The sequence below is a fragment of the Mesorhizobium sp. M2A.F.Ca.ET.037.01.1.1 genome (genome assembly GCF_003998075.1).
In the GTDB taxonomy this organism is placed as follows: Bacteria; Pseudomonadota; Alphaproteobacteria; order Rhizobiales; family Rhizobiaceae; genus Mesorhizobium.
Genome location: NZ_RZSA01000002.1, coordinates 1 through 20191, shown reverse-complemented (window position 1 = coordinate 20191; position 20191 = coordinate 1). Strand labels below are relative to the sequence as shown.

The following is a 20191-nucleotide window of genomic DNA, read 5'->3' as shown; positions in this document are numbered from 1 at the left end:
TCGAAATGGTCCGCGTGATACGCAACGCACACGCTTCTCTGAAGCAAATGTGTGACTTTGTCGGTGGCGAACGAGAGGAGTGACGCATCAATAAAATCGTCAGGCACGTGTCTAGGAAGGGGAGCTAGCCGAGTTGGTCTGATTTCATTCGCTGTTCCTGGAAATCGGCGGACTGAAGCGCTGATAATCTCAGGACATCGATGGCAACGTTGCGAAAGTCCTGTGAGCTCGGGCCAATCTTGGCCTGCTACTGAGAAGCACTTTGGCGGGAACATTACGCCGTCGCGGGTCTGGCTGACCGTGACGTTAACCGAAAGATGCCGCTGGTCTCGTCAGCCGCCAGCACAATAGCAGCACATTCTCGCCTACTACGGAGACGCAATATGAAGGGCATTGGCCGACCACGGAAATCGCAGGCTGAAACTGGAGCCAGCCGCGCGGGGCGGGCGAGCAGTTCCCTTTCGCAATCAAGTCTTGCTGCGGGAGAAGGTGGACAGTCATTCGATTCCGTTGTGGAGCAGATGCGCTCTGGGGACGCCGATAGGAGGCCCTCCTCCCTTCCAGTTGCGCGCGGTCCAGGCGATGCCCGCGAAAGTCTGCCAGGCGCCTCGATTGGCGAAGATCAAATCCTGAACACACCGCGACGTGGAGCCGCTGCGCCACCACGCGGAACCGTAGCGCCACGTGGCGCAGCCGCAAGGCGGCGCGGTTCTCCCTCCATGTCTGAGGGCGAAGCCATGGCGCCGGTCGGTAGCCAACTATCAACCGCGCAGGTGGAAGGCACCAGCTCATCGTCAAATGAAGATATCAGTCCGACACAGCTCAGAATGAACAGTCTTGTTCAACAACTGACTGATTGCGAGGCTGCGGCCAGGAAAACCGACGTCCCCGAGGAGGCGGTGGAGCTGATCAGTCGGGTCGTCGATGCAGCCTCAGCAATTCTGGAGTACCGCGCTAGCCTGCCTGCGGCTGAGGCGCAGACAATTATGCCAGACGACAAGGTGCGTAGATGTTGCCAGATCGTGTGCGACGCCGCGAATGAAGTAGACAAACTTGGCCTGTCGACGATCACGAAATTGGACAAAAAGACCAAGAAAGCGGCAGGTATGGTCGATAAACTCTACTCCTACTCCCAGGCGGACCGGCAGGAGCTGTTGATTTTAAATGTGGAGAACCACCATACGGCGGCAATTAAGTGGTGGGAAAAAAAGGCATGGCGCTCCGAACGGCAGCGATCCGCCTGCGCTGCCACCGCTAGCCTATCCAGTGGAACGCCCGTGATGCGGGAAGCCGAGCGGTGCGCACTGCGGCTGCGTGCCGGCTCGGTACTGAGTGTCAGGATCTGGCTGGTCCGTGAGCGGATCGGTCTTGCGCGGGCCAAGATTGAACTGCGGGCGAGCAGGTTCGAGCCAGATTTGAAGGAACTCCTCGTCGGTCGAAATGGAGTGGTGCAGCTGATGGCAAGCGCCGCTCAAGAAGCTCTTCGCGCCCTCTCTTTGGCGAAGGGCATAATGGATGATGGCAAAACACTCAACGCTCATGATTGCGCGGTTGTAGAAAAAATCATGGAGCGGCTTTCGGATTTTGGATTGGCGTTGCACGAGGTGCATACCAAGCTAAGCCATACCTACCCAGATGCCGGCCTCCCATTGAAACTGTTCGAACGGATCGTGGACGATGCATGGATCACTGCGCACGATGCCATGCACTTGTTGAACCTGCAGTCTCCGCCGTCAGCCATCATGGCGCCACAGGCCCAGGCGGGCGCTGCGATGCCGGCCAGGGCAGGCGCTGCGATACCGGCTGGCACTGCTGGTACGGCTGCAGTGTCAGAAGGCACTACAGCGCGAAGGAAAGGGAAGTCAAAGCATAAGTCGGCAGCTCGCGCCGGGACTTCTGCCGCCGGGCAGCCATCAACACCAGTCGCTGCGAACGCCGGCACAGTGCCAGCAGCCAAGGTTCTCGCGCGCTCGGATCAAGTTGCGAGTACACAGGTGAGAGCGCAAGAGGTGGCTGCGAGTTCGTCGGGGGCAGGCTCGACAATCGGGGGCGCCGCGTTGTCAATGGAGGTATTGACGGAGCGGCTCAAACGATTGGACGAACTTTTGCAGTTCGATCTGGCCGGTCAGCAAAGCGTCGTCTCCCAAGTGCGCCAGATGAAGCCTGAGGAGGCCGGTAAGGTCGTGGACGATGTGGCCCAGTACCTGCGAGCCCAGGCCATTGAGATGCAAACCTGTCTCGCCGGGTTGCAGGGGCGTAATGTACGCCTGCTACTCACCTCCACCCAGCTACCCAAAGTGCACGAACGCACAGACCAGCTCAAAGGGTTGCTGAACATGGTGCTGGGACAGGCCAACGCATTGAATGAAGGAAAAGCCGGCATTACGACTGATTGCATGAAGACCTACGCATTTCCGGCGCAAAAATACCTGGAACATTTGTGCAATGCCGACGAATTGATGCCGCCGGAGGCACCGGTCGCGCTGCGTGGCGAGCCAGGAAAGCTGTTTGAGATGAAGCTGCAGCCCAAGATGCTGGTCAATGGTGCGATGCCGAGCCCGATGTGGGTGCACATCCACACGAGTCGCCCCGTCATGGCCAGAAACTTGGAAGGGCTGGCTGATTCCGAATTCACCGCTTGCCACGTTAAATCCAACGAACAGCGCGGCTACAATCGAGAGCGAGAGGAAGCCGATGCTAGGTCCGGTCGCGAGAAGGTCATAATTCATCGCGGCAAACTCACCCCCGCTTTCTGTAAGTCCTTGTTGACCTCAGGGCTTGGCCGCCAACCACGCCATTCGCGTGCCGAGCTCCCGTCGGCGCAGGCTGCATGACAGGGCACTCAGAATGCGGCCGGCCACGCTGTGAGTCAGCGAGCATTTCTCCTGGCCAAACCGCGAATGCCGCTGCGCGAGTTGCGGTCCGGCGATTGGAGTCGATCGGCTACCGTCAGGGCCGATTTGCGATGTCGCGTTACCGGCTGTTGACGTGGCGGCGTATCTTGCCTCCCATCCAACTTATCGCCGAGATCGCGCCGCCAAGATCGAGGCGGAAGGTCTTCCTGCGAGCGCGGAGCAGGCATAGCCGATCCGATCGGGATCGGCGCATCGCAACGACCCAACGGTGTGGTGGAGAAAATTGGATTCGGGAGAGCTCGGTTCCAAGAGGCGGAGTTCCGGCCCGAATACAATCCGCTCGCAAGCACCCACGATGCGCATCCGCAGTTTATTGTCTGGGAGATGGGCTGGATTGCTCGGCGGCGCTGGCGCTAAGGCGGGGCTGTCGCCGGACAATTAGCATTCACTGCCAACAGCCTTGCAACCGTCACCAGTTGCAAGGCTCGGCGGCGGGTCGACAAATCACATGAAATCGTCGTCGGACCCGCTATCGCTGCTGTCGCTATCCTCGGTTTTGTGGAGATAGAGTGGAGGTTTGCCTGCACGCTGCCACTCACCGGCACTGTTCTTCGTCCATTTGTCGGGATGCTGCGTAGGGTCAAGCACCAGGTCGCCATGATCCACTTCAACAAACCCCATCGTCTGCGCGCGCGCTTGTGCTTCCGGATTAGCCGCACGCCAATTCAGCAACGGTCGGTCGCCGTCTATCCGAAGTTGATGCTCCAGCAGAATATCGCCCGCATTTTCGACGAGCGGATGGGCGACTTGAAGATCCACTATGGAAGTGACCTCAGTTCGACCAGGAAATTGTTCCCGCCAACTTTCCGATTCGAACTCGTTCATGCTGAATCCGCCTTCCATTCTCAGCAGTCCGGCACTCCGGTCTCCCAATTGGTAACTGAAATATCGCGCGTGCTCCGTATCTCGACGGATGCCATATTGCTGAGCAACGTCCGCGGTGCGCCTGGCTCGTGACGATACGAACTCCGAATACTCTTGAGGATTGTCGGCGATGTGCGTGATTTCATCACCATGAAATTGCCTCACCTGTCTCCTGAAGGAAGTCCTGTTGATCTCCACCACAGGAGGTCGGGAATTGAGGGAGTATGCTTGGGGAGCCGCCGATGATGAGGCGCCGCTACCTTCCGATCCGGATAAGTGCATTCGGGCAAATGTGTCCGCGAACCCTTCGCTTCCTGCATCCGATTGCTCGCCGGCATTATGCGCGCGGTAACTATCGGATGAGCCACCAATTCGACCATACATGACGATTCGTACTCCTATGTTTCGCAACCGAGCTCAAGTTAGCACGGCTGTTCAACATAGGGCGCTTAGTTGACGACTAGCTGACGAGGGCATTCCAACGGCTGCACCAATCAAATCCGCACTGCCGGCCTCAAAACCTCGGACTGCGCCACGCACCGGCCAGCAGAGGCTGCAAGGTCATGCCCGGAGGACTTGCCGTAGTTGCTGGGTGGCAGATCCGAGGGGAGTGATTGCCCCAGGCCCGCGGTTGCGCGGTTGGCCTGACAGAGACACTGGGGCACGGATGGCCAGCCGACATTTGCCACTAGCATGGAGCCAGGTCAGTTTTGAACTGGGCAGTCGTGGACTTCCAATGACTAGGCCAAGCCTGCGGCAAAGAATGCTTTCGCGACAGGCTGGAAATATTGCATAGGAACCGCGTGGCCGAGTTTTGTAGTGCCTATCAGCTGACGCGCTAAGACATGGTCATGGACGATCGTCAGGCGTAGTGCCCGCGCCTCGCTCAACACATGTGAAACGCGCTCACCTTCGGCACGGCAAACTAAGAACGGCACCCCGGTTTCACCGCGAACGTAACGCAGACCGATCAGGACCGCCCTTCCTGTTAAGACCAGCGTGGCGCGATGCACGCCAAGCGCAGGCTCGTCGGCCGCCTCCTCGCGGATGCGACGCTGTTCACCTTTCAACTCTGGCGCTCCTTGCTGATCCTTCGACTCGCGCGTCACTTCGGTATTGGTCATGCGCATTTCGCGCAGATACAACGCGCGCTGGAGCAGAAGATCGATCAGTCCGCCGACCAGCAGTGCGCCGGCGCCAATTCCCATCAGCAATTTTGTCTCCATAAAGATGAGGCCAACACAGCCCATGCCGCAGATCGGCAGAGGGACCATTGTCTTCCACATCCCGAGAAGGACAATGGAAAAGGTTGCGCTGAGAACCAATACCTTGAACATGGTCTTGCAGACTTCGACCATGGAACGAGCAGACCCCAAGCGCTTCAGCCCTTCAAAGGGGTCAATTTTCTTAAAGCTGAGCTTCATCGGCTCCAGAGAGAAGACAAATCCACCATTGGCTAGCAGGCTGGCCAAAATCACCGCGGCGACAAGGGTTCCAAGCAGCGGGCCAACAGCCGCGACTGTGAGTTGGACGAGCACAACCAATGCCTGCGGCACCGCGGTATCGAAAGGTAGGCTCTGCAACTTGGTGGCTAATAGGAGCGCTTCCCGGCATTTGTCCTCGATCACGCTGCCTCTTAGCCAAAGGTAGCCGAGCCCAGCGCAAGTCCCGACCGCGCGGACGAAATCGGAGCTACGTGGCAGCTGTCCTTTTTTGCGCGCTTCACTTAACTTCTTCGGGCTGGCGGCGTGTGTCTTCTCTTCACTTGTGTCGCTCATGGCAGCAATTTGTCGAACCACTCCAGCACGCCGTTGGCACGTGTGACCTCCAGTTTCATGCTCTCCACCAGATAGGCAGCGTAGGTGACCATGAGAACTGGAAAGACAATGTTCTTGATTGCCGGAGACAGTTGGCTCGCCTTAAATTGCGGGGCAAAGCGACGCAGCAGCATCATCGATATATCAATCAGTATCAGGAAGAACACGACAGGCCCCGATACCAATAATGCCGTGCGCATTATGCTGTCGAGAAGCCCCAACAACTCCATTGCTCCTGGCCCACTCAGTGTCGGGTGAAACTGATACACCGGCCAGATCAAGTAGCTGCGGTACAGGACACTGATCAAAGTTTCCAGGCCTCCTGATCCGACGAATATGGCAATCGCAGTGATCCCCAGAAAAACGCCCATCGCGGAAGCCTGACTGTTCGTCGCGGGATCGGCCGAAGCGGTCGGGCTGCTGATGCCGCGTTGGTTGTCGATAAGCTCCCCGGCAGCCTGAAGGCCCCAAAGCGGAATGCCAAGAAAAGTGCCAAGGAGTACACCGACAAAAACTTCCTTGAATCCGAGCAGGGTTAGCTGGATCAGGCGCGTATCAGGATCCAGCGCCGGCAATCCGCCGCTGACGTGTGCCAGGCATGGTAGTGCGAAGCCAACAGCCAAACAGCCCCGGATCAGCCCACTGATCTGCGAGCGTGTGAATACGGGAAAGATCAGCATGATGCCCATCGCGCGGGCTGCCCCAAGACCTGCCGCAACGACGAGTTCGAGAGCCGTCTGGATCAGAATTTGAATATCGGCCGATGGCGCGTCCATGGGGCGGACTAGTAGCTAAGTGTCATTGCGGGAAACTCGGTGAAGATCTGATCGGCTAGCTCTATGAGCGGGGCGCTTAGCACAGGAGCAAACAGCCCAATCACCGCGACAACGACCAGAAGCTTCACGGTGAGCGGCAAGCTTTCATCCTGGATCTGCGTCGCCGCCTGGAGGATGCCGATGACGAGGCCGACAACCACTGATGCAATGAGCGGCGGTAGAATCCAGATCATGAAAACCACCAGTGATTGGCTCATAAGAGTAATGATGCTGGATTCAGTGATGATCAGCCTCCCGGTAACGTATAACTCAGCACAAGCCCATGCATCAATTTTGACCAACCATCAATGGCAACAAACAAGAAGATCTTGAACGGGACAGATATAACAGTTGGTGAGACCATCGACATACCCATTGCCATCAAGATAGTTGTCACTATCAGATCTATAACAATAAAAGGCAGATAAAGTAGAAATCCTATCTCAAATCCGCGCTTCAATTCTGATAGCAAGAAAGATGGTACAAGTATTGCAAAGTCATCAGGCGTGGCTGCAGCGTGCATTTCCTCTGGCCAGACCTTTTCTGTCGAAGATAGGAAAAATCGCCGCTGCTCTTCATTTGTGAATTTCTTGAGATGCTCGCGCAAGGGCTCACTTCCGGCTTTAGCGGCGCTTACCCAGTCGTCGAATGTCTGATAGTGGAGCTTGGGATCCGACATGCGGTCATAGGTCTGCTCAGCAACGGGCGCACTAACGAACATAGTGAGGATCATCGCCGCGGCGTACAGCACCACATTGGGTGGTATGGTCTGGGTCCCGAGCGCATTGCGGACGAGGAAAAGAACAATTGATACCTTTACAAAGGCCGTTGTCGTGGCAACTGCTAAAACCAGCAGACCGAGTCCGGCGGTAACCGCAAGAAGCGCCAGGATTGTCGGCTGAGCTTCACTCATTGCATGCAAACCCGCCACGGAGCCTGATGCCCAGCTCTTCTCCGATGCGGACAATGTCGCCACGCCCGATACGCTGACCATTGGCCACTATGTCGACCGGGCCGTCGATCGGCCATCCAAGTTCAAAAATATGCCCTTCGCCGGCACTTCTTAATTCCCCAAGAGAAATAGGCCAGCGGCCGCATTCAAAGACAAGCACGATCTCGACATCGTCGAGATCCTTAGTAAGCTCCAGTTGCGATCCGGGTTGTGTCATATGCGCACTCTCCAAAGGACACGGTCGCGGGCGGAAAGGCCCCCGCAAGATTAATTCATCGCCGTCAAGATCCGCCTCGGCGCACAACTGGCCGACAGCTAGGGTGATCTGGCCGCGGCCGAACGGCGCAATATCGGGCAACAATGCATCACCGACACATGCGCTTCGAAGAAGCGCCGCAGGAAGGCGAAGCGTGCCGACCTCTCCTGCAACAATGAGCGGGAGCTCTGGAGGCAGCCCGCCCAGCTGCCGCGGCAACTGGGCAAGCAGTTCGCCTAGCGCGCGAAACGCAGGCGGTACTAAGCCGTCAAGTGGCGTGAACAGGAATAGACGGCCCTTGCCCTTGACCGCGCCGAAAATGATGTCGAGTTCAAGATGAGGAGCCAGCATCGTGGCTTCGCATACCCGCACGAGTTGCACGTTCAGACGCGTCGTCTCCTCCAGTCGAGTGACAAGCGGCTCCAGAGCGAGTTCGAGAATTAGCGAAGCAGTTGGCTCGGAAGGGAAGGCCAAGCCGTTCTGCACTGTCGTGATGAACTCCTCTACGAGCGGGCGCGACAGTGACAAGATGACCGTTTCGGCTCCCACTCTCCAGACGCAGTCAAGCATCGGAATGGCAGCAGGTTCCTGCTGCCAGACAAGCCCTGCCGTTCGCACCGATAGCGGCACCTCGTTGATCCGGCTTTGAAACGGCGTGCGCGGCGCTGCTGTATCATTGAGCCACGAGACAACCGTGTGGGACAGTTTCAGAACTGGTTCGAACATGGCGGGTGTGACCGCAGCGCCTATCAAAGACTGCACGGTCGTGTCATTCGGACGACCTCTTGCGACCGTCGGATCCGGTTGCGCGGCATTTAGGCAAGCGACCCCCTCGCATATTTCAGCAGTATCTCATCGTCGGCCTCGATCTCGGCTGCGGCCTCCGAATGAGTCTCGACGGCGCGCCGCACGTCGTCCTCGATTTGTTGCCATTTGTCCCTTGCCGCCGAACATATGACCCATAGCTCCCTCGTCCTGGACGCCGCCATCTCAGCCTCCTCTTGAGCGATTTGGGTATCATCAAGCATCTGCCGTCTGGAATTGATCTCAGCGGCAAGTTGTTCAGTGTGAAGGCGGTGACGGTCGAGCGCTGCGCTAGACAAGTTGTCGAGTGACATCAGATGCTGATAGAGCGCTGCTTCTTTTCTTGAACAATGTTGCTGTATCATTGCAAGCTCCCTAGAGGCATTTTGTACGGCTGAGGCGGCCACATCGCGCTGGGCTTCCTTCTTGGACAGCTCGCCAAGGGCACGACGCTCTTGCATTTCCTTCAGAAGCCGTAACCTCGAAGACTGAATCCAGTTTACGCGGTCAGACGCGACATCCATGCGACCGTCTCCTCGAAATCTGACGCGTCATCTTCGCTCTGGCGCAGAAACTCCCTCAGTTCGTCGATTGACGCGACAGCCCGGTCAGTCAGGGGATCTCCACCTGGCTTGTATTCGCCAACATTGATCAAGAACTCGGTCTCGGCATAGCGCGACAGGAGCTCGCGGAAAATGGATGCTGCCTTGCGATGTGTCCCCGAAACGACTGCATCCATGACGCGGCTGCGACTCTGCAGCACATCAATAGCGGGGAAATGCGATCGCGCCGCAATAGCGCGTGAGAGGATGACATGGCCATCGAGAATACCACGCGATTCCTCGGCGATTGGATCACCCGTGCCATCACCCTCTACAAGCACCGTATAGAAGGCCGTGATTGAGCCCCGCTCACCCATGCCGGCGCGCTCGAGCAGGCCTGGCAGCATGCCAAAAACGGAAGGAGGAAAGCCCCGTCGCGTCGGCGGCTCACCCGCAGCAAGGCCTATTTCGCGCATAGCGCGGCAGAAGCGCGTCAGCGAATCCAGCATGAGAGCAACGCGTAGGCCTTGATCGCGGAAATATTCCGCGAGCGCAGTCGCCATTGGAGCGCATTGCGCACGCTCTACCGCCGAGCGGTCGGATGTTTCAACCACGACGACCGTACGGAGAAGGCCCTCTTCACCAAGATTCCTTTCGATGAATTCACGAACTTCCCGTCCACGTTCGCCTATGAGCGCCACTATGACGACGTCAGCGGCGGCACCCTTTACGATCTGTGACAACAGCGTCGACTTGCCACCACCTGGCTCGCCATAAATCCCGATCCGCTGGCCCTCGCCGCACGTCAGCAGACCATCGAGGACACGGACCCCAAGCGGGAATGGCCGCTCAATCATGCGCCTCGTCATCGGATTGGGGGCTCTGCCATGCAGGGGCCGAGTTTCGACGGTCTTGATTTCGCCTTTGCCGTCCAATGGGCGGCAACGACTGTCGATCACGCGACCGAGCAAATCGCCGCCGACGGGCACCTCACGCATTCGGCCAGTGGCCACGACCTCTGCGCGGCTGGATAGGCCCACCAAGTCCCCGATCGGTGTCAGCAATACACCATCACCCGACAGGCCGATCACCTCGGCCTCGAGCGACAGCCCGGTTCGCGGGTCCTCTAGGAGGCAAAGTTCCCCAATACGAGTGTCTGGCAAGACGGCATGAACCAGTGTGCCGATAGCCCGCGTGATCCGACCGCGCACCGCACGCGTGTCAATTCGCTTGGCCGCAGCCCTCAAAGACGAGATTGCTGGAACGAGAGCTCGAGTGTCGGCGTCAGCGTTATGTTCTGGGACGGGCTTTCTCATAGCTCGCCTTTCTCACAGAGCGTCCCGAAACCAAGGCGCAGCGCGCGCATCTGGGCGTCAAGTCCAAGGTCAACATTGCCGTACTCGCTCCACAGCACGCAGCGTTGCGGCGACAATGTCGGGTCGGGCTCGATCCGCACCCTTGGTCGACCATCCTGGCCGTCGCATCGAGCAAACTCTCGTGCAAGCATGTCGACTTGCATGGGAGAAACATGAAGGCAAACGTCGGCGCCGCTGTATTGACACTCTATGGCGTGACGAACAGCCCTCACCAATAGCTCGCCCGGATCGAAAGCGCCGATAAGATCGCTCAATATTTCCATCACGAGCTGCGGCAATTCCTGCTCCAGAGCCGCCTTTCGTCGCGCGATTTCGGAGATTGTCTCCGCAATCAACCCTGCCATCTCCTCGGTGCCTGCATTCGAGCCCTCCATGTGGCCGCGCGCCCACGCCCGCTGGTAAACCGCGCGTGCCCAGTTTCGAACGCGCTGCCGATGCCGTTCTGCCGCGGCAAGGGCTTGCGCGGCGCTGTGCCAGGTTTCGAGCTCGCTCGCGGGTATCAGTGGTCCGACTGGACGCATCTGCGGCGCTATTGGCCCCTCGGAAAGTTCGACTGTCATTTCACCGGGGTCTCTGTCTCAAAATGAGCTACTACAAGTGAAAGCAATTGGCCGGCGGCGGTCCAATGCTCATGTGCTGGAGTCTCCGCGGCAGTCCCCTCGGGCAATCGAAGAAGCACGCGGTTACGCTCGGTCGCTGAACTGTCCTGGAGCCAAGCTCCAAGACATGCGTGTCCATCGTATTCGATTTGCTGAGCGAGTTTTTCTGGGTCCGAGATCAGTCTTTTGTCAACAGCATGCAGCAGGTGTCGGATTCCGAATGCGTGTGCATCCACGCCGATGCGTTTAACAAGGATGGCAAGCTCAGGCTGAGAGACAAACGCGACCAGCGAACGGGCATGCCAGATACTACCAGCAAGAAGGGCCGCTCGATATGGATCATGCCCGCGTAGAAGGTCCGGCCTGCAGCCGATGTGGTTCAGATCCACGTCATCGTTGCCCAGCAATTCTGCCAGCCTTGGATGCAGTCTGGAACACTTCTGCAACTTCACTAACGTTTCGGCCGATAACGCTGGATCAAGACGCGCCGCAAGACGGGTTGGATGGGCCGAAGCCGCAAGCTCGCTCGCGCCCGGAAAGTGCGGACCATCAGGTCGGGCGGTCTGTATAGGCATTGGCAATGAGATGTCACCCACGTCCAATTGCAGGCATTCTTTTGCGAATGGCCTCGACAGCAGAAGCATCCCGGCGCCCCTCGACCTTGGAAACGCCGGTTGATTGCTTGCGCCGACGCGTAACAACGCCGATCAAGAGATAACAGGCCACGGCGAATACGGCTGCGGCAAAACCTGTTACGGTCGCCAGAAGTGGCGCAGGAAGAGGTAGTGATGCTTGTGGCAAAACAGCAGTCGGATCGGGCCGTTGCTCGTGTGCGGACCGTTCTACCGGCACCAAAACCACTTCCACCTTATCGTAGGACAGGCCTTCGATGCTGTCGGCTACAAGCATCTTTATCTTTGGCAGCAGAGCCGCGACATTTGTTTTTGCGTCGTGCCTGATAAACACCGAGGCCGAGGATGGCGTGGCACCGGCTCGCACAAGGTCGTTATGCGGCAGCACGACGTGAACACGTACAGAAAAAACGCCATCGATATCGCTGATCGTCCGCGACAACTCTTCGCTCAGGGCATACACGTAACGGGCACGCTCTTCGGTCGGCGAGGCAATCAGGCCTGATCCTTGGAATATCTCACCGAGGTTCTTGAAGGATTGGCGCGGCAGCCCCTTGGCGTTCAGAAGGTTGATTGAGAAGGCGAGCAGCTTTTCGTCAACCTGGATCGTGCTGGTTCCATCCTTGGCGACCACCCGGATCGCGGCGACCCCGTTGTCTTCAAGAAGTGCGAGCATTTCATTTGCCTCACGCTCTTGCAATTGCGTGTAGAGGTCGGCTTTGCAAGCAGTGAGGGCGACGAGAACTGGCAGCATGACAAGTCTAACCGACCGCCACCCTGACAGGCCACGCATGATTTCGCCCTCGGCCAAGCCAATCATGCGCGCGGTTCAGCCTTCCTTCAAAAGTTTATTCACGGATGATGTGACGCCGCTGACGCCTTTGGAGATAAGCGCCACCTGGGTGACGCCGTTGTAAACATCCCGAAGACCAGCCATCATCGTTTCGAAGTCTTGCCCTTGTTGGGGAATGCCCGAGATTCCGGTTCCCGCCTCACCTGGAACGGGAAGCTTCTGCGCCGGTCCCGGTAGAGCGCCCTTCGAAAGGGCTATGTCATGGTCGAGCGCGGGGAAGGAAACAGTGTTGTGTGGATATAGGGAGGAAATCGTCTGCAACACGCGATCGCCCATGCCGCTCGTCGGCGCAGCCGCGCGCTGAACATCCATCGCCGCAGCAACTGGCGCCGCACTCGCTGGCCCCGCGGCGGCATCGTTTTTCAGCGAGTCGGCTGCATGCCCTAAGGCGCGCTCAAACTGGGCCTGCTCGACAATCGACGGTGATCCGACCCTGGGGAGGCCAGCCGTTAGAGTGGCAGAGATCGACGTGACAGGCATCATCATGTAAGGACTCGGTTGCTCTCTCTGACCGGGCGAGCCCCGCCCATTCATCACCCGGTGTCGGCGCAACACTCCTAGGGGGGCAAGCTGACAACAAGCTGACTAACGGCGGCGTCATTTCGACAATCTAAAATCTCTTCGGCAATTTAGTCACTTGTGATGATTTCAGCGTTTGGTTTATCAGTGCGACATGCCGAGAACGCTTATCCAACCCGTCACCCTGCATGTTTTGAGACTTCTTTGTGCCGGGTTTTTTCTGTCCACCGGGATTCACCCGGCGCATGCAGTCCCGCTGTCCCTTCCGGCGACACCCTATAGATACACGGTTCTGGATCAGGAGCTCGCTGCAGCGTTGCAGGAATTCGGCAACAACCTGAATATCAGGGTCAACATCAGTCCTGCGGTGAAGGGGCGAATTCGCGGACGTATGCCTGATTTGCCACCGCGCGCGTTCCTCGACCGCTTGACGAACCTTTACGGTCTACAATGGTACTATGACGGCCTTGTGCTCTATGTGTCTGCTGCACAAGAATCGCAAACTCGAATGCTTTTGATGACGTCGATTCGCTTCGATGCGTTCAAGGGGGCTCTCGACAAGCTTGATATCTCCGACGAGCGCTATGTGGTCAAACCCGTGCCAGGCAATGGCCTCGTCTTCGTTTCCGGTCCACCGCGCTTCGTCGCACTCGTGGAGCAGACCTTTAACGGCTTGGTGGCGCAGGCGCAGGCGCAGACTCACATAGCGGCAACGCCAAAGGAATCAGTGCTGATCTTGTTTCGCGGCTCCTCCACTACGGTCGTTCGCGACGGACGACCGGATGCTTCTTATTCTTCTGACATCCCACAACAGGATAGCGTTGGCGGGAAGCCTGAGCTGGGCAAGAAATGAACATTGAGGATTTCCCGCAGCTCTGAAGAACATGACTGCGGCTACCCCTTTGTGAACTCTTCGCAAACTCGTCAGTTTCTCGAAAGCTAATCCGCTCATGATGAGTCCCGGCAGCTCTCGCGGTGACTCCGGCCATTGTGTTGGACCGAACCTTGGAGCCGGCCCGGAACACAGCAATTGAAGGCAGGGCAGGCGCATTCGTGACCTGCCGACGCTTGGAATTGTCGAATTTTGTGAAACGCAAGGGATCTTCTGTCGGGGTCTCTTGTGGGGATTTCAACGTCACGTCTGAGGATGCATAATGTCGGCCAGTAATCTTTCAACTTTCTACCGCTCAAATTCGCTACAGTCCGCAAGGGGTTGGCCGGGCCTGAAAGTTTCCCATTTTGCGACCCAGCATCAGCAAAGTGCATCGTGCTTCGAAGCGATGCTGTCCACTTGTGTGCTGGCAGACAAGCCCGGCTCTTTCGCGCAAGGGGATCTGCCAGCGTCGAATCTTGATTCGACAATGGATAAATTGCGGCAGGACCCTTTGGGCCATCTGGCACCGGATGTCTTGACATTGAATGGCTTGGAGCAACACCCACTGGATCTGCTGCCGCCAAATATGAGGGCGGCTCTCAAGGAGGACCAATCGCAACGCTCCAAGGCGACTGAAGCCCAACATCTGCTCGGCGTCACTCCGAAGATCGAGCCGGCTCCCAGGCCGAGCCCCGGAATCACGTGGAACGGTGGGTCGCTGACCACGGCTGAGTTGCAGATTGTTGCGGTACTCAACCGTCACAAGGACCAATGCCCGCTTACTTGGAAGTCGTTGACCGACAAAGCCAATGATCCCTCTACGCCACCGGATCTGAAAGCGGCGATCCAGGGACTGCAGCAGGATTCGGGACTTTTTTATGCGATTGGCTCGCAGGGCGACGGCCGCTGTGGAGGCAAGATCAACGCCAAGGACTTGGCCGGATTTTCAAACCACCACCCACAAGTTGCTGCATTTCAGGAAGCCCAAGCGCGAAGCTACGAGCAGAACTACATACCATCCGACGGCAGCGGAGGTTTGCAGCCTTCGGTCATGACCTTGAGCGATGCCTTGCGGGAGTTTTACCGGTACTCCGAAAATCTGTCCAAGGACCTGAGTCTGGATGAGTTCAAGAAAATGGTCGGCGGCGAATCGAAAAACGGCAAATTTCCGCCCCAGGTCATTGCGGCGGCGCAATATTTCCTCGATCACCCCGATGCTTGGAACCAGTTGTGCGGTGGCTCGAAAGGGAAGATGCACAAAGAGGATTTCCTGCAAGTCGCCTCATCGTCGATGAGCCTCACGCAAACTGAGCTGAATACGGTCGAGATGATCAAGGACCATCAGGACACGTTCTTTGGAAGCGGTGTTCTGACTCGCGACAAACTGGCGAAAATGAAAGACGACAAGAGCCTTGATCCGAAAGTGCGGGAAGCAGCCTCTCAGCTCCTTTCAGATCCTCTTCTGTTTGGCCTCCTGAACAATTCGATCACGGGCTATAAGACCCATCATAAATTCTTCGACTTTGGCGGCGGGCATACGGTTGATTCCGGCAATATCAGCAAAAAAGACTTTGCCCATTTTTGCACAAACATGTCGTCTGCGAACCGCAACGTTCAGCAGCCAATCACCCACGGCGCCCAAACCGCAGAAGAGCAGAATGCCGTCGCGGACATGAAGATGGGCCTGATGGACCAGCCTGACATTAAGTCAGCCAAAAAGAACGGCGGGGCCGTCATGCACGTCGTCGACTCCGTGCTCAAAATCGAGACGAAAGTGCTCGACTTGGCGGCAACGGCGGTGGGACTGCTCAGCTTCATTCCGGGCCTCGGACAAGTAGCCGATCTTGCCTCGATGGTTCTCGAGGCTGAGTCGCAAGCAGCCAATCTCCTGCGTACGGCCATTAACGGAGGCGATATGAAGCGAGCGCTGGAGGAAGCTGGCCTCAATATGGCCGCGCAGGCGATCGGCCTTATCGCAGGCCCCGAGGTCAAGCTGGCCATTCGAAATGGGCTCGTAAAGCACCTGATGGAAGAGGCCTTGGCGGCAGGCATTGATCTTTCGGTCTCGACGGCGCAGGACTACGCAGAAGGCTATGTGAATAACCTCAAAGCGCGCCTTGCAGGCGGCCCTGAGCAAAGCCTAGGCCTTCCGAGCATGCCATCATTCCAGAGTGTGGCAAGCAATGTGCCCTTCGTCGGCATTGCCTTATCCTAGCCGTCGCCTTGCGCGGAAGCTTTGGCTCGCGCGCTGACATAAGGGTCATTGTGGCACAAGCAGGGGTTCATCCGCATCAACGCAGCGGTGTTCCTGACGCCATCTGGATCGGACTGTGAGGGGGATGTCCGAAGTCTGTGAAGGCTTCGGTATATGACGACTTCAGAGTTACGCTGAGCCCAGCCATCTCGAGCCGGTGCGCCGGGTCGAGGTTTTCACGGGCGCCGGCCGGCAGCGGGAATGGTCTCCGGAAGGCACGGCGCGGATGGTGGCGGAGCGGCGCAGCCGAAGGAACGGCTGTCGCGCGCCCAGGGCGGCCTCCCGAACAGCAGACGATGATCTCCTGCCTTGGGCCTATATCCTTGTGCCCACGCTCAAGGCAGTCGGCTGAAAACAGCGCTGATTTAAAACAGCATTATCCTGCACTGCACCCTCGATCCTTGCGCTCACCGATCGCTCGTCGACACGCACGCGGTCAAGTCGTTATCGGCGCTATGCCGATGGGCTTCGAGAGCAAGGTGGACGCTGAGCGGTGCGTCAGCCTCAGGGCGCGGCTGGCCAGCTTTGGGTCTCACGCTCTATGACGGCAACACCCGGCTGATCAACTTGGCCTGTTCGCGGGCTCCCGGCAGCGGCGCGGAAGCCACGGTCCGCCTTCCTCGGCTTCAGGCCAAAGATACCGCAGCATGCTCCAGAGCTATGTCTGCCGCCTCCGCCCCATCGTCGCTGGTCATGTGGAAAGGACAAGCAGGCTACGCACCCCATAATCCCGTCGGGCAGGATTCGACAGTCGACGGCGAGACATTCGCCAAACCTCACCCTTGATTCTCAGCAACGTTAAAAAAAATTCACATAATGTTCGTGAGTGTAGTCTCCTGTCAGGTGGTACATTAGCCCCAATATCTGGCGTCTTAGTCGTAGAAAGGACTGTGATCCATCTTCCATTAGCATCCATACCAGCGGATTTACAGCAAATGACGAGAGAGGTCTCATGCGGATTGATGGGGATAGAAGGGCTAGCGGCTTGCTGCATCCCGTCCGGGTTGATGCCAACCAATGTTGACACTGGTAAATCGCCTAAGGACGGCAGCGCATCTTGATCGCCTTCGAATCCTGGGCCTTTGCGCGCATGCGGATCTAACCGTCGGCGAGCTGGCCGATATTACCAGTCTGCCTCGCGAGCAGGTTCGACGCCACGTTCGGCGGCTGGGCAGAGCCAACTTTCTTTGCTGCAACGAACAACGTCCGCAGTCTTCGTACCATATGCAAGCAGGAGGCAAGGATGGCGGGCTGGCTCAATTGGTGGTCGATCTCCTGCCCCACGATGATGGCCATCATAAAAGAGACCTACAACGCCTGGAAGCAATACAAGACGCGCGGTTGAAGGGACCGCCTGCTTGATCGTGAAATAGATCAGTCCAAATGGAGCGCGACTACCATGGATAACTCCGCCGGCGGCGCCATCGCGCAGCCCGACACTTACGGGCGGCCTCACTTAGCCGCCGTCGACTCCCGCGTTCACGAACTGCTTCTAAGACAGGAGCGTCAGGAGCGGACAACTCTCAAACTGATCGCCTCCGAGAACTTTGCCTCCTCGGCGGTGTTGGAAGCGACCGGGTCGATTTTCACCAACAAGTATGCCGAGGGATACCCCGGTGCGCGCTACTACGCCGGAAACGAGATCGTCGATGAGCTTGAGACCCTCGCGATCGAGCGCCTGAAAGCGCTATTTGGCAGTGAACACGCCAACGTCCAGCCTTATTCAGGCTCGCCAGCCAACCAGGCTGTCTATCGCGCGCTTTTGAGCCCCCGTGACAAAGTCATGGGCTTGCCTTTACCCGAAGGCGGCCATCTGACTCACGGTTGGTCCGTCAATTTTTCCGGCAGCGATTATCAGCGCGTCCCGTACAGGCTGCACGAAAAGACACAGCAAATTGACTATGACCACTTGCGCGAGACCGCCAAGCGGGAACGCCCGAAGCTAATTTGGGTCGGCGGAACTGCTTATCCGCGTATTTTTGACTACGCGGCAATGGCCGAAATTGCTTCGGAGGTGAACTCGTATCTGGTGGCTGACATCGCCCACATCTGCGGCCTGGTTGTCGCAGGAGTGCATCCGAACCCCGTGTCCCATTGCGATGTGGTCACCAGCACCTCTCACAAGTCGATCCGCGGTCCCCGGGGTGGCTTCATTTTATCAAGGAATGAAGACCGTTATCAGCCCCTCCATCATCCGAAGAGCAAACACAATCTGCGCCGTGTTCCCTCTTCTGCAAGGCGGACCGCATATGAATACTATCGCCGCGCTTGCCGTCGCTTTGCAGGAAGCAGCGAACTCGTCCTTTCGTGTCTACGGTCAGCAGATCGTCCACAACGCCAAGGCTCTGGCCCAGGCGCTTCTGGAGCGAGGTTATGAACTCGTCACTGGGGGCACTGACAATCACATGCTGATCCTTGATCTTCGGGACCGGCCGCTGTCAGGCAAAGCCTATGCGGAGCGCTTATCGCGTGCAGGCATCATTGCGAATTTCAATATGGTCCCGGGCGACCGGCGGCATCCGGCGCTGACAAGCGGCATCCGCTTAGGGACACCAGCGGTGACGTCCATGGGCATGCGCGAAACGGAGATGGTGCAGATCGCCGCTTTCATCGACTCGGTCTGCCGCCAGCCCGATGACCAGGAAGTTCATGCGAGCGTACGAAGAGACGTTGCCGACTTCTGCACTGCGTTCGATGTTCCCGGCATCCGCGACCGATAAGCCACCCCAATCCAGAAACTCCTCACTAACTCCAGCACTTGAAGCGAGGGCATTTTTATGACCAGGCAGTTCGTGTTCTCTTCCGAATCCGTCGGCGCGGGACACCCCGACAAGATGGCAGACAACATCTCCGATGCCATTCTCGATGCGGTCCTGCGCACCGATCCGAAGGCGCGCGTCGCCTGTGAAGTGTTGGTGAAGACGGGGATGGTCGTTGTGGCTGGCGAGATCACCAGCCATGCCCACATCGATTACAGCCAAGTCGCCCGCGATACGATACTCGATATTGGCTACGACGATGATGCGATTGGCTTTGATGGTCGACGTTGCGCCGTCGTTCTGGCCCTCACCGAGCAGTCGCCCGACATAAGCCAGGGCGTTGATGAAGGACGAGGGCAGGATCTCGGGCAAGGGGCAGGGGATCAGGGCATCATGTTTGGATTCGCATGCAACGAGACGGATACATTGATGCCCCTGCCGATCCAACTCGCTCACCATTTGACGAAAAGACAGGCCGAGGTCCGGAAAGCGGGACAGCTTGGCTGGCTGCGTCCGGACGTGAAATCTCAAGTGTCGGTACGCTACGAAGGGCTCCGCCCGGTGGCGCTGGATACCATAGTCCTGTCAACGCAGCATGACGAAGCGGTCTCACAAGCCACGGTCCGCGAAGGCGTCATTGAGGAGATCATAAAACCGGTCCTGCCGGCCCACCTGGATACTTCGGGGATCAGATTTCTGGTCAACCCAACAGGGCGGTTCGTGGTCGGTGGGCCTGCCGGCGACTGCGGCCTCACAGGACGGAAGATCATCGTCGATTCCTACGGTGGGACCGGGCGTCACGGCGGCGGTGCCTTTTCGGGCAAGGACCCATCCAAGGTTGACCGCTCGGCGGCCTATGCCGCCCGGTATGTCGCGAAGAACATCGTTGCCAGCGGCCTTGCAGAGGTCTGCGAGGTTCAGCTTGCCTACGCGATCGGCGTGGCCAGTCCGGTTTCTGTCATGGTCAATACCTTCGGAACCGCAAGGATCGAGGAAAAAAGGATCGAGCGCCTTGTTCTCGAGGTTTTCAATCTCCGACCGAAAGGCATCATCAAGATGCTTGATCTCTTACGGCCGATATACCGCAAGACGGCGACATACGGACACTTCGGGCGTGAAGAGCCTGAGTTCACTTGGGAGAAGACGGACAAAGCTGACGATTTGCTGCGTGAAGCCGGACCGGCAGCTGCGTGAGGGCGGCTGGATCAAGCGCATGCGGCAACCCATTTCAACTCGCGAGACCACGCCCGGCCGGCGTGGCAAGAAGCCGGCTCGGGTTTTGGCGGAGATTTTGATGCCGGATTATGACGTGCTTTGCATCGGCAATGCCATTGTCGACATCATCGCCCAGTGCGACGAG

At 57.9% G+C, this 20191-nt stretch carries 17 protein-coding genes and 1 pseudogene; 5 read left to right on the top strand and 13 right to left on the bottom strand.

What is annotated here, in order from left to right; genetic code table 11:
* Nucleotides 1-719: 719 nt before the first annotated feature.
* The gene (locus EOA27_RS00285) at nt 720-2834 is read left to right on the top strand and encodes a hypothetical protein (protein WP_245454733.1); all 2115 of its coding nucleotides are present in this window, start codon (nt 720-722) and stop codon (nt 2832-2834) included.
* A gap of 525 nt (nt 2835-3359) precedes the next feature.
* Here EOA27_RS00285 and EOA27_RS00280 read toward each other — a convergent pair.
* The 12 genes from EOA27_RS00280 to EOA27_RS00225 all read right to left on the bottom strand — a co-directional run bounded on the left by EOA27_RS00280 (nt 3360) and on the right by EOA27_RS00225 (nt 12911).
* A complete protein-coding gene (locus EOA27_RS00280) occupies nt 3360-4163 on the bottom strand; it encodes a hypothetical protein (protein WP_024505378.1) in 804 nt (267 codons plus the stop codon).
* A gap of 356 nt (nt 4164-4519) precedes the next feature.
* A complete protein-coding gene (locus EOA27_RS00275; protein ID WP_024505377.1) occupies nt 4520-5557 on the bottom strand; it encodes an EscU/YscU/HrcU family type III secretion system export apparatus switch protein in 1038 nt (345 codons plus the stop codon).
* Nucleotides 5554-6372 carry a type III secretion system export apparatus subunit SctT gene (sctT, locus tag EOA27_RS00270; RefSeq protein ID WP_024505376.1) on the bottom strand — a complete coding sequence of 273 codons (819 nt, stop codon included), beginning with the start codon at nt 6370-6372 and terminating at the stop codon, nt 5554-5556. Before sctT ends, EOA27_RS00275 begins: the two co-directional genes overlap by 4 nt.
* Nucleotides 6373-6380: 8 nt before the next feature.
* Nucleotides 6381-6656 (bottom strand): EscS/YscS/HrcS family type III secretion system export apparatus protein, encoded by a 276-nt coding sequence (locus EOA27_RS00265; RefSeq protein ID WP_024505375.1) that lies wholly within the window; start codon nt 6654-6656, stop codon nt 6381-6383.
* A 2-nt stretch (nt 6657-6658) separates the two neighbouring features.
* Nucleotides 6659-7324, bottom strand: a complete 666-nt coding sequence (sctR, locus tag EOA27_RS00260) for a type III secretion system export apparatus subunit SctR (protein WP_029354851.1) — start codon at nt 7322-7324, stop codon at nt 6659-6661.
* Complete coding sequence (gene sctQ / locus EOA27_RS00255; protein WP_095769044.1) at nt 7317-8345, bottom strand: type III secretion system cytoplasmic ring protein SctQ; 1029 nt, start codon at nt 8343-8345, stop codon at nt 7317-7319. The genes sctR and sctQ overlap by 8 nt, the downstream gene beginning before the upstream one ends.
* Nucleotides 8346-8434: 89 nt before the next feature.
* Nucleotides 8435-8947 (bottom strand): hypothetical protein, encoded by a 513-nt coding sequence (locus EOA27_RS00250; RefSeq protein ID WP_032899688.1) that lies wholly within the window; start codon nt 8945-8947, stop codon nt 8435-8437.
* Nucleotides 8923-10281 carry a type III secretion system ATPase SctN gene (gene sctN / locus EOA27_RS00245; RefSeq protein WP_024505372.1) on the bottom strand — a complete coding sequence of 453 codons (1359 nt, stop codon included), beginning with the start codon at nt 10279-10281 and terminating at the stop codon, nt 8923-8925. The genes EOA27_RS00250 and sctN overlap by 25 nt, the downstream gene beginning before the upstream one ends.
* A complete protein-coding gene (gene sctL / locus EOA27_RS00240) occupies nt 10278-10901 on the bottom strand; it encodes a type III secretion system stator protein SctL (protein WP_024505371.1) in 624 nt (207 codons plus the stop codon). Before sctL ends, sctN begins: the two co-directional genes overlap by 4 nt.
* Nucleotides 10898-11584 (bottom strand): nodulation protein NolU, encoded by a 687-nt coding sequence (locus EOA27_RS00235; RefSeq protein WP_269470858.1) that lies wholly within the window; start codon nt 11582-11584, stop codon nt 10898-10900. Before EOA27_RS00235 ends, sctL begins: the two co-directional genes overlap by 4 nt.
* On the bottom strand, nt 11529-12392 hold the full coding sequence (gene sctJ / locus EOA27_RS00230) for a type III secretion inner membrane ring lipoprotein SctJ (RefSeq protein ID WP_024505369.1): 864 nt from the start codon (nt 12390-12392) through the stop codon (nt 11529-11531). Before sctJ ends, EOA27_RS00235 begins: the two co-directional genes overlap by 56 nt.
* 9 nt (nt 12393-12401) lie before the next feature.
* Nucleotides 12402-12911, bottom strand: coding sequence for a nodulation protein NolB (locus EOA27_RS00225; protein WP_024505368.1), 510 nt, complete (start codon nt 12909-12911; stop codon nt 12402-12404).
* A 187-nt stretch (nt 12912-13098) separates the two neighbouring features.
* Here EOA27_RS00225 and EOA27_RS00220 point away from each other — a divergent pair, with 187 nt between their 5' ends.
* Nucleotides 13099-13797 (top strand): secretin N-terminal domain-containing protein, encoded by a 699-nt coding sequence (locus EOA27_RS00220; protein WP_024505367.1) that lies wholly within the window; start codon nt 13099-13101, stop codon nt 13795-13797.
* A gap of 301 nt (nt 13798-14098) precedes the next feature.
* The gene (locus tag EOA27_RS00215; protein WP_024505366.1) at nt 14099-16033 is read left to right on the top strand and encodes an HrpF/NolX family T3SS translocon protein; all 1935 of its coding nucleotides are present in this window, start codon (nt 14099-14101) and stop codon (nt 16031-16033) included.
* A 1137-nt stretch (nt 16034-17170) separates the two neighbouring features.
* Here the strand turns inward: EOA27_RS00215 and EOA27_RS40390 are convergent.
* Nucleotides 17171-17371, bottom strand: a complete 201-nt coding sequence (locus EOA27_RS40390; protein WP_024505365.1) for a hypothetical protein — start codon at nt 17369-17371, stop codon at nt 17171-17173.
* Between the two features lie 100 nt (nt 17372-17471).
* Between EOA27_RS40390 and glyA the strand changes: the two are divergent.
* Together glyA and metK are read left to right on the top strand one after the other, a co-directional pair.
* Nucleotides 17472-18792, top strand: a pseudogene (gene glyA, locus EOA27_RS00200) (serine hydroxymethyltransferase).
* A 57-nt stretch (nt 18793-18849) separates the two neighbouring features.
* Entirely contained in the window at nt 18850-20025 is a 1176-nt protein-coding gene (gene metK, locus EOA27_RS00195) for a methionine adenosyltransferase (RefSeq protein ID WP_063169265.1), read from the top strand.
* The last annotated feature ends 166 nt before the right edge of the window (nt 20026-20191 follow it).